We start from the raw sequence: 14,854 nt of genomic DNA on the forward strand, positions 1-14,854 counted from the left end.
AGTCACTCGTGATGTTCGAGCGCCGTGAAACCGGCGAGCGTGACGAGCGCGTCACGACGTGCAATCTGAAAGTCGGAGCGAACCATCTCCTTGACGAGCGAGGCGAACGGCGTAGTCGGCTGCCAACCGAGCTGCGCATGCGCCTTCGAAGGATCGCCGAGCAGTGTCTCCACTTCCGCTGGACGGAAGTAGCGCGGATCGACCCGCACGATCACGTCGCCCGGCGACATTCTCGTTTCGCGCCCTTCCACCTTTTCGACGATGCCGATTTCGTCGACACCGCTGCCTTCGAAACGCACGGTGACGCCCAGTTCGGCCGCAGCGTGCTGAACGAACTGACGCACGCTGTACTGCACACCGGTGGCGATGACGTAATCCTCAGGCTGTTCCTGTTGCAGCATGCGCCATTGCATCTCGACGTAGTCGCGCGCATGGCCCCAATCGCGCAACGCGGACAGATTGCCGAGATACAGCGTCTTTTGCATGCCGACCGCGATACGCGCAATGGCACGCGTGATCTTGCGCGTCACGAAAGTCTCGCCGCGTACGGGCGATTCGTGATTAAACAGGATCCCGTTACATGCATAAAGGCCATAGGCTTCGCGATAATTGACCGTGGTCCAGTACGCGAACATCTTCGCTACGGCATAAGGGCTGCGCGGATAGAACGGCGTGGTCTCGGATTGCGGCACTTGCTGCACGAGACCATACAGTTCCGAAGTCGACGCCTGATAAAAGCGCGTCTTGTTCTGAAGGCCCAGAATACGGATTGCCTCGAGAATGCGCAGTGTGCCGAGACCGTCCGCGTTAGCCGTGTATTCCGGCTCTTCGAACGATACTGCGACGTGACTTTGCGCCGCCAGGTTGTATATCTCGTCTGGCTCCACGCGTTGAATCACGCGCAGAATGCTGGTGGAATCGGTCAAATCCGCATGATGCAGAAAGAGCCGCTGTTCCGGATCGTGTGGATCGCGATACAGGTGATCGATACGATCTGTGTTGAATAGAGACGACCGGCGTTTGATGCCGTGCACTTCGTAGTCCTTAGCGAGCAGTAGCTCGGCAAGATACGACCCGTCCTGCCCCGTGATCCCCGTGATCAGCGCGACCTTGCGTTTCATGAAGCTTCCCCTTTTTGAACTTTTTAGTACTTGTGGCGAGAAAACTCAGCCCCGATTTTTTTCAACCCGCGATACTGTCGTACCCGTAATAGCCGCCCTGATAACCCGAACCGAGGAATGCCCCTTCCTGCGGCACGTCAGTGAGCAATACGCCTCTGAGTCCGACGCCTCCATTACGAAGACGCTTGGCGGTCTCCGCAATTTCATTCACCGGATGACGGCCATGGCGCACCACCAGCAGCGTCGTGCCCGCATGCTTGCCGATCAGCGTCGAGTCGGTCACTGCGAGAACCGGCGGCGTGTCGATGATCACCAGGTCGTAACGCGCCTTCAGTTCTTCGAGCATCGACTCGAAGCGCGAACTCATCAGCAGTTCGGAAGGATGCGACGGCAGCGTGCCCTTCGCCAGCACGTCCAGACCCGGCAGCACGTCGCGCTGGATCATCGACGTCAGATCGCCGCCGCTCAGCACATCCGACAAACCCGGTTGATGCGCAATGCCGAAGTGCGAGTGCACGTCACCGCGCCGCATGTCGCCGTCGATAACCAGCACCCGTTTGTTCGCCGACGCCACCAGTGCCGCGAGATTCACCGACAGGAACGACTTGCCCGCGTCGGGCCGCGAACCCGTGATCATCACCACATTATTTGGAGCGTGGTCGAGTGAAAGCTGCAGCGAGGTGCGCAGATTACGCACGCCTTCGACGGCGATATCTTCCGGCGCCTGCTGGGCGAGAACATGCAAGCCGCGACGGCGCAACATGACATTTTCCTGCAACCGCAACTGCGTCTGGCTGCGCGGCACCACGGCGAACACCGGCACGCCCAGCACCGCTTCGAGCTCGTCGGGACGCTCCACGCCGCCGTACATCGCGCGCTTGAAGAAGGTCAGCATGATGCCGAGCACGAGGCCGCCGCCAAGCGCGATCAGGATTGCGATCACGCGCTTCGGACGCACCGGCTCATCCGGCGCCTCGGCGAAATCGACCACCCGCACGTTGCCGACCTGACCTGCCTTCGCCACGCGCAGCTGCTGCGCGCTATTGAGCAGGTTCGTGTAAAGCTCGGTATCGACATGCACATCGCGCAACAGACGCAACGCGGTCTGCTCCGTGTCCGGCATCACCGACACGCTGCGGTTCATATTGGTCTGCGCGCCTTGCAACGCCGCGATTTGCGCATCCAGCGAGGCGACCGCCGGGTGGTTCGCAGTAAAGCGCTGCGACATCTCCGCACGTTGCGTTTGCAGGTCCAGCAGCTTGGTCTTGTTATCGACGATCTGCTGAAGCAGCAAGCGGCTCTCTTCGCCGAGATCCACCGTGCCGTGCGTATTGCGGAACTTGTTGTAGCGCTGTTCGGCGTCGTCCAGCTCCTTGCGCAAGCCCGGCAGTTGCTGATCGAGGAACGCGAGCATGTGCTCCGCTTCCGTCGAACGGCTCGCCACGTCCTGGCGCACGAATTCACGCGCCATGCTGTTGACGATCGCCGCGGTCAACGCGCTGTCGCCGCCTTCGAGACTCGCGCGGATCACGCCGGATTGCAGCGTGGTTTCTTGCACGACGAGCGCTTTTTGCAACCGATCAACCGTGCTCAACGTCGATGCCCGCGACAACTCGAACGGCGAGCCCGGCGCGCCGGTCAGCGCATCCACACGCAAGGAGATCGGACCGTCCGCCGTGTCGGTTTCCACCGTTTCGCCAACGTGGCCCGACAGAATTGCAATGCCGTTCTTGTCGCGCAGCACGTACGAACGGTCGTTGCCAGCGATGAGCGTGAACGTCGTGTCGTACATCTCCTTCGTTGTGTCGAACCGCGACACCGAGATGCTTTCATTGCCCCACGCGTAGCCGGACAGATTGATGAACTGCGGCAGCTTGAAGCCCCACTGCCCGTTCACAAGCCCGGCAATCAGGCTGCCGATAACCGGCATATAGCGCGGCGTAGCGGTGATGTCGAGGTGCAGCTTCTTGACGGTCTCCTCCGTCACGAGACGCGACTTCAGCAGCTCGATTTCGGCCGCGGTCGACGGCTTGGTATCGAACATCCCCGTGAGCGGCGGCAACGAGTCCTTGCCGTTCGCATTGGCATTCGCCGTCTTGTCCTCGACGTGGAACAACACATCCGCTCGATACGTAGGCGGAGCAAGGAAAGCGTACGCGCACCCCAGCGCGAGCGCTATCAGCGTCACCATTGCAATGGTGCGCCAGCCCCGCACGATAGTGCGGAGATAGTCCGACAGATGAAGCTCGTCCGGTCCGGACACGTCGGTGTAGCGGTTTTCGAAGTTGATTGCCATTTTGGTCACCCAGCGGAACCCGGCGGTTCTGATTTACGTTATAGGGTCGTTATTTTGCGAGCACGGCACCGGTCACAGCCGCATTGATTGCCGGCAGCAGCAGGTTCAACACACGGTTAAAGCGAACCAGTCCGCCCTGACCGACATACACCACGTCCTTCGGTTGCAGCTCGAACTGATTGGCGAGAATCATCGAGACCGGCGAGGTCGCGTCGAGGTGATAGACCTGCGGCGATTCGCTCGTCGAATTGCGGATCACGAACAGTTGCCGTGTGGCGGCTGTGTTCGAGTCGAAGCTGCCGCTATCCGAAATCGCCTGCGAAAGCGTCAGCGAACCGTTGCGCATCGGCGTGATGGTCGCAGGCTTGTTCACTTCGCCCATCACATAGACACCGCTGTCTTCGCGCGAGGCCACGCGCACAGCGTCGCCCGGTTGAAGGTAGATGTTCGACGGGTTGTGCCCGCGCTTGAGCAGTTCGTCCATGTTCAGCTGATACGTGACGCCATTGCGGATCAGCTCGACGCGGCTGCGATCGGCATTCGGACTAAAGCCGCCGCCCTGATTGATCGCGCTCGCGAGCGACATCGAAATGTCGTTGATCGACTGCGTGCCAGGCGTGCGCACTTCGCCGTCTATGTAGATCTGCGCAGCACGGAAAGACGCTACACGCACGGTCACTTCCGGCTTCTGATAGACCTTGCTCAGGCGGCTATACAGTTCCTTCTGGATCGTGCTGACGTCCTTGCCGGCCACGTGCACCGTGCCTGCGTACGGGAATTGCACATCGCCTCTTTCGTCGATGAGAAAGCCCGACGTCGCATCCGTCGTCTTCCCGCTCGGCGCCGGTTGGCCCAGGGCCGCCGCGAGTTCGGGGTGATCCCACACGACGATTTGCAGTACGTCGCCGGGACCCACGCGATAGGGAGTCGGCTTGCCGAAAAGCGCCAGAGTCGCGGGCGGCAATGGGGCAGTGCTTTGCTCGGTGCGCATCTTGCGCACCAGCGACAGATTGATATCGGTAATCGGTATCGTCTGTTGCTGCGCGGGTTCGGTGCTGAAATCGCCACCTGTTTCCTGAAGCATGGCCGGTGTGTCCATCCGCTGACCAGGCGCGGCGGCACAGCCCGCGAGCAATGCAGCGATGGCAAAAACCGTAAGACTTCCCGTGCGTGTACCAAGCGAGCTCATAACATTTCCTCCTTGCGCGAGAGCGGTGGTCCTCAGATGAGGCGACGCCCCGCGTGCTTTGTTAACAACTAGTAAGCGTTTCGATGCACCAGTCCGGCGACAATCGTCGCGCCGATGATCCGCATGTCGAGTGCGAACGACCAATGCCCCAGGTAGTAGAGGTCATGTTCGACGCGACGTTCCATCTTTTCGATGCGGTCGGTCTCGCCACGAAAGCCGTTGATTTGCGCCCAACCTGTAATACCCGGCTTGATCCGATAGCGATTGATGTAGCCCGCGACCACTTTCTGATAGAGGTCGTCGTGCTCGAGCGCATGAGGACGCGGTCCCACGACCGACATGTCACCACGCAAAACGTTAAAAAACTGCGGCAGTTCGTCGAGGCTCGTGCGGCGCAGAAACGCACCAACCTTCGTCACGCGCGGATCGTCGCGCGTGGCCTGTTTGACGGTGCCTTTTTCCTCGGTGTGCAGGCGCATCGAACGGAACTTGTAGATGGTGAATACACGTCCGTCCGCACCCTTGCGCTTCTGCCTGAAAAACACCGGCCCACGCGACGAAAGCTTCACCGCAACGGCAATAGCAAGCAGAACCGGAGCGAGACAAAGGAGCGCGGTGGCCGCGAACAGGCGGTCGAAGATCTCCTTCTTCAGCATCGAGTTCGCCGACAGAGGCGACGCAACCAAGTTGATTGCCGGCACGCCGAGAACGTCGATCACGCCGCTGCCCTCAAAGAGCGCCAGGCTGCGCACGTCGGGCATGAAACGGATGTTCACCAGATCGTCGCGAAACTCGCCGACGAGCGAACAGATCAGCGGCTCTTCGGAGAGCGACAACATCAGCCACAACTCGTGAACGTCGTTCGTGCGGATGTATTCAGCGAGCGCATCCACACTGTCGAACACCGTCACACGCGTACTCGTCAACGGCGACTTCTCCGGGCTCGTGTTGTAGACCGCCGTCGCGCGAAAGCCCGTGGTGGGTGCGGATTCGATACGGCGAATGATCGCGTCGCATTGCGAGCCGCTTCCTACTATCGCCACCTGATGCAGATTCATGCCCGCACTGCGTGCTCGCGCAAGCACCGCATGCGTGATGAGCCGGTACGAGATCAGCAAGCCGCCCGTGATGGCAGTCCAGTACGAGAACCACAAACGCGACACGAGGTCGATGCGATGCAACGAATACATGAGTACGAGCGCGCTGCCCTGCACGATCAGCCATGCGAGCGACACCTGACCCGCGAGCATCAACTTGGAGCGGCCGCGCCACGATTCGTACACGCCGAACGCGGGAAAGATCGCCAGCGCGAAGGCAGCGGCAAACATCACCAGCGCCCAATAGAAACCGGATTGAGCGAGGTAATCGAAGCGAATCTGCGACGCTACCGCCGCACCCGCCAGCACCAACGCGACATCGAACATTCGCGCGAGTAAATCCTGAAACTTGCGCATTTTGCTTACCTCGTACTGGCCGTTCCTGTCCGCAACCCGTCGGGCACGCTGCCTATGAGCAGCGGCCGTAGTTGTCGTTGAATCTCACGATGTCGTCTTCGCCCAGATAAGTACCCGACTGGATTTCGATGATTTCGAGCGGCACCTTGCCCGGGTTTTCAAGCCGGTGCCGCGTGCCGAGCGGGATGTAAGTCGACTCGTTTTCGCTCAGCAGGAATTGCTCTTCGCCTCGCGTGACGAGCGCTGTGCCGCGCACCACGACCCAGTGTTCGGCGCGGTGGTGATGCAGTTGGAGCGAAAGCTGCGCGCCGGGCGTCACGACGATGCGCTTCACCTGAAAGCGCTCGCCGTGGTCGATCGAATCGTAAAAGCCCCACGGGCGGTGCACCTTGCGATGCGCATCGGCTTCCGGTGCGTGCTGCGCCTTGATGCGCGCCACGAGACCCTTGACGTCCTGCACATGCGAGCGGTCCACCACGAGCACCGCGTCGGCGGTTTCGACGACCACCACATTCGTGGTGCCGACGCACGCAACAAGGCGTCCTTCGGAATGCGCGTAGCTAGACACCGCGCCCTCGAAAGTCACTCGGCCACGCCCTGCGTTTCCGTTGGCGTCCTTTTCCATCGCGGCCCACACCGCGTCCCACGAACCGAGATCGGACCAGCCTGCTTCCAGCCTGACGACCACGCCCGCCGGCGACGTGCCGTCTGCACGAGCGGGCTCTGCCGCATTCGCGTCCGGCGCTTCGGTCAGACGCTCCATCACCGCATAGTCGATCGAATCGGCCGGCGCGCTGAGGAACGCGTCGACGAGCGGCCGGAAATACGCGCCTTCGCTGCGCCCACCACTGAACGCGCGCTCGCACGCGGCGTGCATCTCGGGTTGCAGACGCGCGAGCGTATCGAGCCACACGCTCGCGCGCACGATGAAGATGCCGCTATTCCACCAATACGTTCCCGCGGCAACGTACTTCGCAGCGAGTTCCTCCGCGGGCTTCTCCACGAAGGCGTCGATCGCATGTCCACCGTCGGGCAGCGCGGCACCGATACGGATATAGCCGAAGCCAGTATCGGGCCGCGTGGGCGGCACGCCCAGCGTCGCGATCGCGCCTCGTTCCGCGTAAAGAGCCGCGCTTTCCAGCGCGGCCTGCAACGCACCGAGGTCAGCGATCGAATGATCGGCCGGCATCACCACGAGAATGCCGTCCTTACCGTCCGCGCACGCAAGTGATGCCGCGAGCGTAAGCGCGGGCGCCGTATCGCGACGCGCGGGCTCGACGATCAGGCGCGCCTCCACGCCGTTTTCGTGCAACTGTTCAGCAATCACGAAGCGGTGCTCTTCTCCGCATACGATGATGGGCGAAGCGTCGACCTGCCAGTTCGCCGGAAAACCGTTCATGCGCCGCGCGGTGGCTTGCAGCAGAGAATCCGAACCCACCACGTCGATGAGCTGCTTCGGATAGTTCTCGCGCGACACCGGCCACAGCCGTGTGCCCGATCCGCCCGCAAGGATGACGGGGACGATGCGCGTGCAACGCGCGCCGGTTGCCTCGCCACTCGCATTGGACGACTCGCCGTTTTCAGCTCCCTGAGTCAACATATTCGTAATCCTTATGATTCTTCAATAACATCAAACCAGACGCCGGAGACCGCGTGTATCAGGCGACCCCAGCTCGCGCCTTAGAGGCTATTGGCCCACCATGCGGCGGCTTTGAATCCTGAACTCCGTGGGCGAAATTCTCATTCGCTTGCGAAATACCTTCGCGAGCCTGTCACCGTTGCCCATACCGGTGCGGCGCGCAATTTTGTCGACCGGCAATTCGGACTCGGTCAACAGACTGCATGTCACCGCAAGACGCTCGTGCAGCAGAAAACTCGAAGGCGTAATGCCCATTTCCATCTTGAAGCGGCGCAGGAAGTTGCGCTCGCTCATCGCGGCGAACTGCGCAGCGTCTGCAATCGAAATCGACTGCTGACAGTTTTCCTGCAGCCAGCGGGCCGCCGCGCGAACCTTGTCACCCGGCGTGAGCGCGCCGTCTTCGCTCAGCAGCGGCCCGAGGTTCGAGCACGAATCGGCCAGCAGGCGCTCCGCCACGGTGCGCGCGGTCGCGGCGCCCAGATCGCGCTTGATCATCGCGAGCGCGCTTCGCATGGACTCGAGACGATCGCCTGCGTCGGCGGTCTGCTCGGTCTGGCGCGGCAGTGTCGACGGCTCGCGCGAGTCGCTGCCACCCATTGCGTCGGGCGTGTACGCCGCGTCGAGCAGTGCGCGTCCTTCCGCGATGGGCCGGATCATCCCCGTGTTGTGACGCACACGGCGCAACCAGGCGATCAGGCGTTCGTCCTTTGCAGCAGCCACGGCACCCTTGCCGCCGGCCACGTACAACGCGTCGAAGCCGCCGTAATGTCTCGCGTCGAGTCCATCGGTCCACACTCGCAGAGCCGACGAGGACGTCACCATGCCGCCGTCTGCCGACAGGAAACACACGTCGTAAGAGCAGCCGCCGGAGCCCGTGGACGCGAGATCGTTCGCCGCCTGAAACACTTCGGCTACGACGCCGGCGCCTTGCAGCGAGCAGTCGTTGAACATCAAAATCGCGATGCGACGCATCCCTTTGTTCGGTGCGTGCACCCAGCGCAGCATTGCTGACTCGAGACTCGCGCAGGTCATAGCTATCCTCACCAGAAAACGGCTTACTTCACCGTCAACGGCCACGGCGGGCCGACTCCGAGCAGTGCATCATAGCCACCCTAAATCAAGTATTTAGCCGCCATGACCGATAGTGTTGACATGTTGGCGCATTGACAGGGGTGGCTCGCCGGTGAATTTCGGCAATATTCTTGCCAACACCGAATTGCACCGAATTAATTGCCGATTCCGCATATCATTGAATTGGCGTTGTGCGAATGTTAGTGCAAAGCAGGAGCGCATTTCGTTCGCCACCGCACACTGGATCACGACTCAAAAAAGGGCGGTTACAATCCAATCCGCGCGGCCCGGTCGCTGTTATAAAGCTGTTTTTGCCGATTTCTGCGGGACGCGCAGATGATTTCTCCTCCACGCCTGGGCTCGCCGCCGAACTTGCTGCGCAGCATTGCGCGTCCGATGGACAGCACTCACATCAATAGCGCAAAGAAGTGTCTAATATAGGCGCGTTACAGCGCACTTAAATTATTTAATTTGTTCTTATTGGGCGTCTTGAATATAAACATAGCGATTAATGTTTCAGACGTGAAACATGGAAATAACATTCGATAACGCGGCGGCGCAATCGACGGACCAGAAGCGAATGGCGCGAGGCCGGAGACCGGCGGAAACCGCCATAAAATTGCGGAATTGCACTATGCGGTTTCCGCAACGCGCGGCAACGGACACTACACCGAGGCGGCTCTGACCTGGTGGATTAGCAAATTGACGACGTTCGCGCGTCTACATACGCCGCGAACCGCACGGGGAACATATGTCGAATCGAAGCAAGCATGACGCAGTGCGAAGCGTGAGCGGTCCCTCATCAGCGCGCGCGCCAATGCGGTCCGCCGCCCTCTTTTTCGCTGTCGTCACCATAGTGTGGTGCTCCCCGGTTCAATGCGGCGCAGCATCCGCGGCCGCGGCTGCATCCGCGGCGCCGGTCGATATCAAAGCCCTGTCAGGCCAGGGCCTTCGGTGCTCCGCGCCGTCATCGCAGACACGCGCGGCATCCGCCGGCGATCTGATCGAAGCCGACACGCCCAGCGACGGCACGCGCCTCTTCGCCGCGTCGAAACCGTTCGCGCTTGTCATCACCACGCGCGCACCGCAAAACGACACGCTCAACTGGCAGATACGCGACGCCTGGAACGTCGTGCGTGCAAGTGGGAGCTTCGGCGTCGCGGCGGGCGCAACGTCAGCGACGCTCAGTTGCGCATCCACGGTGGCGGGCTACTTTGCGGTGTCGGCCTCGCTCGAACGCGCGCGAGGCCAGCTCGAATCGCGCGGCACGCGTCCCGCAGGTATCGCGACCTTCGGCGTGCTGCCCGATACCGCGCCGGCCTTGCCCGCCGTGCGGTTTCCATACGAGGACCTGCACCGGTTCGGCGGCCAGGGCACAGCCTATCTCGCGCCCGGCCAGCATTGCTGCGACGGTGACGGCTACCGCCCGGTCTATACCGCGCTCGGCCTGACCTGGGCCAACGACAATCGCAACTGGTATATGGAGGAGCCGGATAAAACGGGCACCTTCAATCCCACGACGAAGCAGCTCACGCCGTACTTCCAGCGCGGCGACATCATGCGTCTGATCCAGCTCGACGGCATTCCCAAGTGGGCAAGCCCGACGGGCAAGCAGACTCATAGCTACGCGCCTACTTCACTCGCGCAGATGAAGGACTATATGGCGAAGGTCGGCGCGGAATCGAACCGGGTCCGCACGGCATATTTTCCGAAGCAGCGCGACAATTACTATCAGGTGACCTGGGAGCCGGACGCGGATGGCGGATTGCCGTGGCGCGACAGCGACGCCAATTTCGTCGCGATGTACAAGGCAGTGTGGGAAGGCATCCATCAGACGGACCCGCATGCGGTGGTCATGGGGCTCACGTATTCATCGGTGCAGGGCAATGTGACGTGGATGCGCCGTCTGGGTCCGCTTGGCATCGGCCGCTATATGGACGGCATGACCGTGCACGGTTATTACGACATCGGCACCACGCCATCGCATCCGCCGGAGCGTGTCGCCGACACGCGCAATGAGGGCACCGTGTCGGGTGCGCTGGCTGCTTCGATGCGCGCGTTGCGCCACGAAATGCGGCAATACCTGAAGCCGGGCGCGCCGCTCTTCGTCACCGAGACGGGCATCAGTTACGACATCGGCGAATCGTATGGCAAGAACTATCCTGGCGCGGACGTGCTGTATGCACAAGCCGCGGTCGTCGCGCGCACTCATTTGATTCTGCTCGGCGAGGGTGCCGACATGACCTACGTGTTCTATCTCGCGGACATGCCGGATGCCGCACCAGGCTATGGCATTTTCTTCGAGCTCGAACACGCGAAAGGCGCGTATGGTCCTACGCGGATCAGCCCAAAACCCGCGGCGCTCGCGGTTGCGGCGATGACACGCATCATCGACGGAACGAATACGCTTGGGGCGCTGAAGGGCCTGCCAGCAGGTGTCCATGCATACGCGTTCAGGAGGCTCGGCGGCGGCAAGATCGTGACTGCGCTCTGGACTCACGACAACGACAGATGGAGCGCGAAGACCGGCTTCAACGCGGGACAAAGCGTCGATTACCGCTTGCGCGTCGACGCACCCGGAACGAGCGGCGAGGTCACCGCGCTCGACATGATGGGCAACGCAACGGCCGTACCGTATCGCGACGGCGTGGCGAACCTGAAACTGTCGCCCGCGCCTCTCTATGTGCTGTCCGGCAACGCCGACGTGTTCAAGGACGCGGTGACTGCGCCGGAAGGCTACGTTGCCCGATAGAGCTTCGAATGGATGGCGCGATCGGTGCGCTACATCGAGCGGCGAAACCGCCGCGATAGCTACGTAGGCTAGGTAGCGCACAAAAAATCCGGGCCGGGAAAGCTAGCATTCCTATCGACGCGCTGGAGCCGCCAATGAACGGCGCTGCATGGATCATGCCGGTACTCGCCGCGGTGGCCGCCGTGGTAGCCGGCGCGTTTATGTTTACGGCGGCGGGCGCACTCGTGCTCCTGTTGCTGTTCGCCTATGTAGCGGAAAAGCTGACCCGCGACGATGACAACCGCGGCGATTACTAGCGCTTGCAACAGCAAGGTCGCGCTAGACATGGCGCCCTCGCCCAAGGAACTGAAATGCTGACGGAGATCGACTTCCTCGACGTTGTTCGTCTAACGCCACTTGTCGCGATCGATCTGATCGTTAGCGACGCAGACGGACGAATCCTGATCGGCCATCGCCGCAACCGGCCCGCACGCGGCACGTGGTTTGTGCCCGGTGGCCGTATTCTGAAAGATGAGAAGCTCGACGCCGCGTTCGCGCGCATTGTGGACGCGGAACTGGGCATCGCGAAACTCGCGCGTTCGTCCGCGCGCTTCGAAGGCGTATTCGAGCATCATTACAGCGACAATTTCGCGGCAGAGCCCGGCGTTTCGACGCACTACATCGTGCTTGCCTATGCGCTGTCACTCGGAAATACACAGCAGATCGGGCGGCCCGATCAGCACAGCGACTATCTTTGGCTCACACCCGCCGAGCTGCTCGCTCACGCGGACGTCCACGAGAACACCAAGGCGTATTTCCGCTAACCACCCCGACATACGCGGATCGCCGAAACGTTGGGTCATCTCCCGCGCAGTGTTATCCCGGCAACGTGGAACGTCAGACTATTGCCGTATGATCGAGCCCACTATAACGGCTCGAATCGACATGCGATCAGCGGTAGCCAGTTCTGTTCGGGGGTCATGCATTGCACTCGTCGCGGTACTCGCAGTGCTCGTGCTCGCCATGTTTCCAGCGGCAGCGCGCGCGGCCGGTTGCAAGGCGGGCACACTCGTCACGGTCGTCGCGCATCTCGACGACGATCTGCTCTTTGTCGATCCCGCGATCAGCGAGCGTCTGGATGCCGGATGGTGCATCACTACGGTGCATCTGATCGGCGGCGCAAACGGTGCGAACTTCTCTTACGTGCTCACGCGCGAACGGGCCTCGCGGCTCGCGTATGCACGCATGGCGGGCGTGCCCGACGCGTGGAGCGAGTCGAACATCGGGATTGCCGGCAAGCTCGTCCACCAAATGGTGCTGAAAGCAAAGCCCCAGGTTCGCCTGCTCGAATTGCGGCTGCCGGGCGGAGGCGTGCGCGGCGGTCGCCAGCCGCTCGGCTTGCTATGGGAGCAGAGCGCAACGCTTTCCTCGTATCCGATGAGCACGGACGGCTCCGGGCGCATGAAATACGACCGCGACACACTGTCGGCCACATTGAAGGCAATTCTGGCTCAGGCCACGCAGATCTATACGCTTAATCCGGACACCGTACCATTTGTGGAACATCCGGATCACATCCTTGCCGCACGCATTACGCGTCATGTTGCGCAGACCCTCGCCAGGAGCGTGCCGATCGTCTATCACGTGACTTACCCGACGGGCGGCTGGCCGGCCAACCTTCCCGCTACCGAAGTGCAGCGCAAGCGAGACGTTGTCGCGAGCTACTTCTCGATCGACGGAAGCGAGTCGTCGCATGTGTTCGGCGAGTTTCAGTGGGACGGCAACTGGATCGCGCGGCGCTATGCATCTGCGGATCGCAGCGATCGCCGCGTGCCGGACTTCCTGGCACGTCCAATACAGCTATTCAACGTCGCGACGAATCGCTGCGTAACTGCAAACGGACCAGGCCGCGCGCCCACGCTCTCCGCATGCAATGGATCGGCCGCACAGCAATGGCGATGGGAACCGGTAACGGTCTATCCCGGCAACGCCCGCAATGCGGCGCTTGTCAGCGCGGCGACGTCGCAATGCATCGCCGAGCGCGACGGTTATCTTCGCTCGGAAAGCTGCGATCAGTGGGACCTTGCGCAACGCTGGACGCCATGGGACTTCGGCCTCGTCTATACACCGATGCGCCATTGCCTCGGCGAAAACGACGGCAAGCTGACAATGCGCGGCTGCACCGCGCTCACCACACGTTACCGTTGGGCCACGACGCAACGCATTCAGGCAAACGATCTGCGGCTTGCCACGGCAATGTACGCAGACGTGACGGGCACGGGTGCACAATCCGCAGTCTATGTGCAGCGGCAGCACGATGGTCCCGGCTTCAATGTCTACGCGGCGTCGCTCGAAAAAAACGCGCCGCCGGCACTCTGGTATGCAGCCGCTGTCCCGTTCGATCCAGACGCCACCGCGCCGAGCTGCGCGGGCGACAAACTGTGCTTCGACAGCGCGCGCTTCCTGCTCGGCGACTTCGACGGCGATGGCAAGGCTGACCTGATGGTCGTCACCGCGCGAGAAAACGGTACCGCCTTCTGGCTGCTGCGCAGCGCGGGCGATCGTTTCGACGCGCCGCGCCTCTGGCTGCAAACCAGCACGGCATTCAAACCCGACCTGACACAGCAGTACGTGGCTGCGGATTTCACCGGCACGCGTAAAGCCAGCGTGCTCATTGCACAAAAGCGCGCAGATAGCGGGCTCGACTTGTGGATCGCGTCCTCTAGCGGCGCCGCAGACGTTGGCAACGCGCCTACGCTCGTCGCGCAAGCCCGAGGCCTCGCGCAGAACGCTGCCTTGCTGCCGATCGGCAACGCGGGCTCGCGCTCGTCGCTCGTCGCCGTGGAAATGACGCAAGCACGCGTGTCGCTCACGATCATCTCCAACGACGGCGCGCGCATGAGCATCGGCGAACGCAGAATGTTGCCTGCTAACTTCGTACCGGGCTTCGTAAAGACGACGGTCGCGTCGACGCGCGGCGACGATCGCGACACGCTGATGCTGGTAACGCCGCGTGTAAATGGCACCGACGCCGACACGCTGATCGACATCGCCACGCTCGACCTCGCCGAATCGGCTGGCGCGCCGGTACACGTGGCTTCGTTGCGCGGCATGTCGTGGTCGGATGTATTCCCTGGATACGTGCGCGACACGCACGGCGCGGCACTCGTGCTTTATCGCAGAACCGACGCGACGCTCGCCGACTTTTACTTCACTGGCGGCGCACCCGCGCTATCGCGCTATCCGCTGGAAAACGGCTTTGCCCTGGGCGCGCCGCACGATCTCGGCGAACTGCCAGGGCTCTTTTCGGAGACGGTGAGAATCGACCGGCTCGCGCAATAACGGGTGGCGCG

10 protein-coding genes are annotated in these 14,854 nt (G+C 61.8%); 4 read left to right on the forward strand and 6 right to left on the reverse strand.

The genetic code is table 11. The features are described 5' to 3' along the window. Nucleotides 1–2: 2 nt before the first annotated feature. The 6 genes from gmd to JMY24_RS19005 all read right to left on the reverse strand — a co-directional run bounded on the left by gmd (nt 3) and on the right by JMY24_RS19005 (nt 8,731). A complete protein-coding gene (gene gmd / locus JMY24_RS18980; protein WP_110402741.1) occupies nt 3–1,121 on the reverse strand; it encodes a GDP-mannose 4,6-dehydratase in 1,119 nt (372 codons plus the stop codon). A gap of 61 nt (nt 1,122–1,182) precedes the next feature. Next, nucleotides 1,183–3,417 carry a polysaccharide biosynthesis tyrosine autokinase gene (locus JMY24_RS18985; protein WP_128594355.1) on the reverse strand — a complete coding sequence of 745 codons (2,235 nt, stop codon included), beginning with the start codon at nt 3,415–3,417 and terminating at the stop codon, nt 1,183–1,185. 49 nt (nt 3,418–3,466) lie between these two features. Then, nucleotides 3,467–4,606 (reverse strand): polysaccharide biosynthesis/export family protein, encoded by a 1,140-nt coding sequence (locus tag JMY24_RS18990; RefSeq protein WP_193424976.1) that lies wholly within the window; start codon nt 4,604–4,606, stop codon nt 3,467–3,469. 68 nt (nt 4,607–4,674) lie between these two features. Continuing rightward, nucleotides 4,675–6,060 carry an undecaprenyl-phosphate glucose phosphotransferase gene (locus tag JMY24_RS18995; RefSeq protein WP_201702685.1) on the reverse strand — a complete coding sequence of 462 codons (1,386 nt, stop codon included), beginning with the start codon at nt 6,058–6,060 and terminating at the stop codon, nt 4,675–4,677. 52 nt (nt 6,061–6,112) lie between these two features. Further along, a complete protein-coding gene (locus JMY24_RS19000; protein ID WP_128594353.1) occupies nt 6,113–7,660 on the reverse strand; it encodes a mannose-1-phosphate guanylyltransferase/mannose-6-phosphate isomerase in 1,548 nt (515 codons plus the stop codon). Nucleotides 7,661–7,747: 87 nt separating this feature from the next. Beyond that, on the reverse strand, nt 7,748–8,731 hold the full coding sequence (locus tag JMY24_RS19005) for a helix-turn-helix domain-containing protein (RefSeq protein ID WP_128594352.1): 984 nt from the start codon (nt 8,729–8,731) through the stop codon (nt 7,748–7,750). Nucleotides 8,732–9,587: 856 nt separating this feature from the next. Here JMY24_RS19005 and JMY24_RS19010 point away from each other — a divergent pair. The 4 genes from JMY24_RS19010 to JMY24_RS19025 all read left to right on the forward strand — a co-directional run bounded on the left by JMY24_RS19010 (nt 9,588) and on the right by JMY24_RS19025 (nt 14,843). After that, the gene (locus tag JMY24_RS19010; RefSeq protein WP_413231254.1) at nt 9,588–11,522 is read left to right on the forward strand and encodes a hypothetical protein; all 1,935 of its coding nucleotides are present in this window, start codon (nt 9,588–9,590) and stop codon (nt 11,520–11,522) included. 134 nt (nt 11,523–11,656) lie between these two features. Beyond that, nucleotides 11,657–11,818, forward strand: coding sequence for a hypothetical protein (locus tag JMY24_RS19015; RefSeq protein WP_164853405.1), 162 nt, complete (start codon nt 11,657–11,659; stop codon nt 11,816–11,818). Between the two features lie 54 nt (nt 11,819–11,872). Further along, the gene (locus JMY24_RS19020; RefSeq protein ID WP_128594350.1) at nt 11,873–12,325 is read left to right on the forward strand and encodes a GDP-mannose mannosyl hydrolase; all 453 of its coding nucleotides are present in this window, start codon (nt 11,873–11,875) and stop codon (nt 12,323–12,325) included. Nucleotides 12,326–12,446: 121 nt separating this feature from the next. Beyond that, the gene (locus JMY24_RS19025) at nt 12,447–14,843 is read left to right on the forward strand and encodes an RICIN domain-containing protein (protein ID WP_201702686.1); all 2,397 of its coding nucleotides are present in this window, start codon (nt 12,447–12,449) and stop codon (nt 14,841–14,843) included. The last annotated feature ends 11 nt before the right edge of the window (nt 14,844–14,854 follow it).

The sequence above is a fragment of the Paraburkholderia kirstenboschensis genome, from assembly GCF_904848585.1.
GTDB lineage: Bacteria > Pseudomonadota > Gammaproteobacteria > Burkholderiales > Burkholderiaceae > Paraburkholderia > Paraburkholderia kirstenboschensis.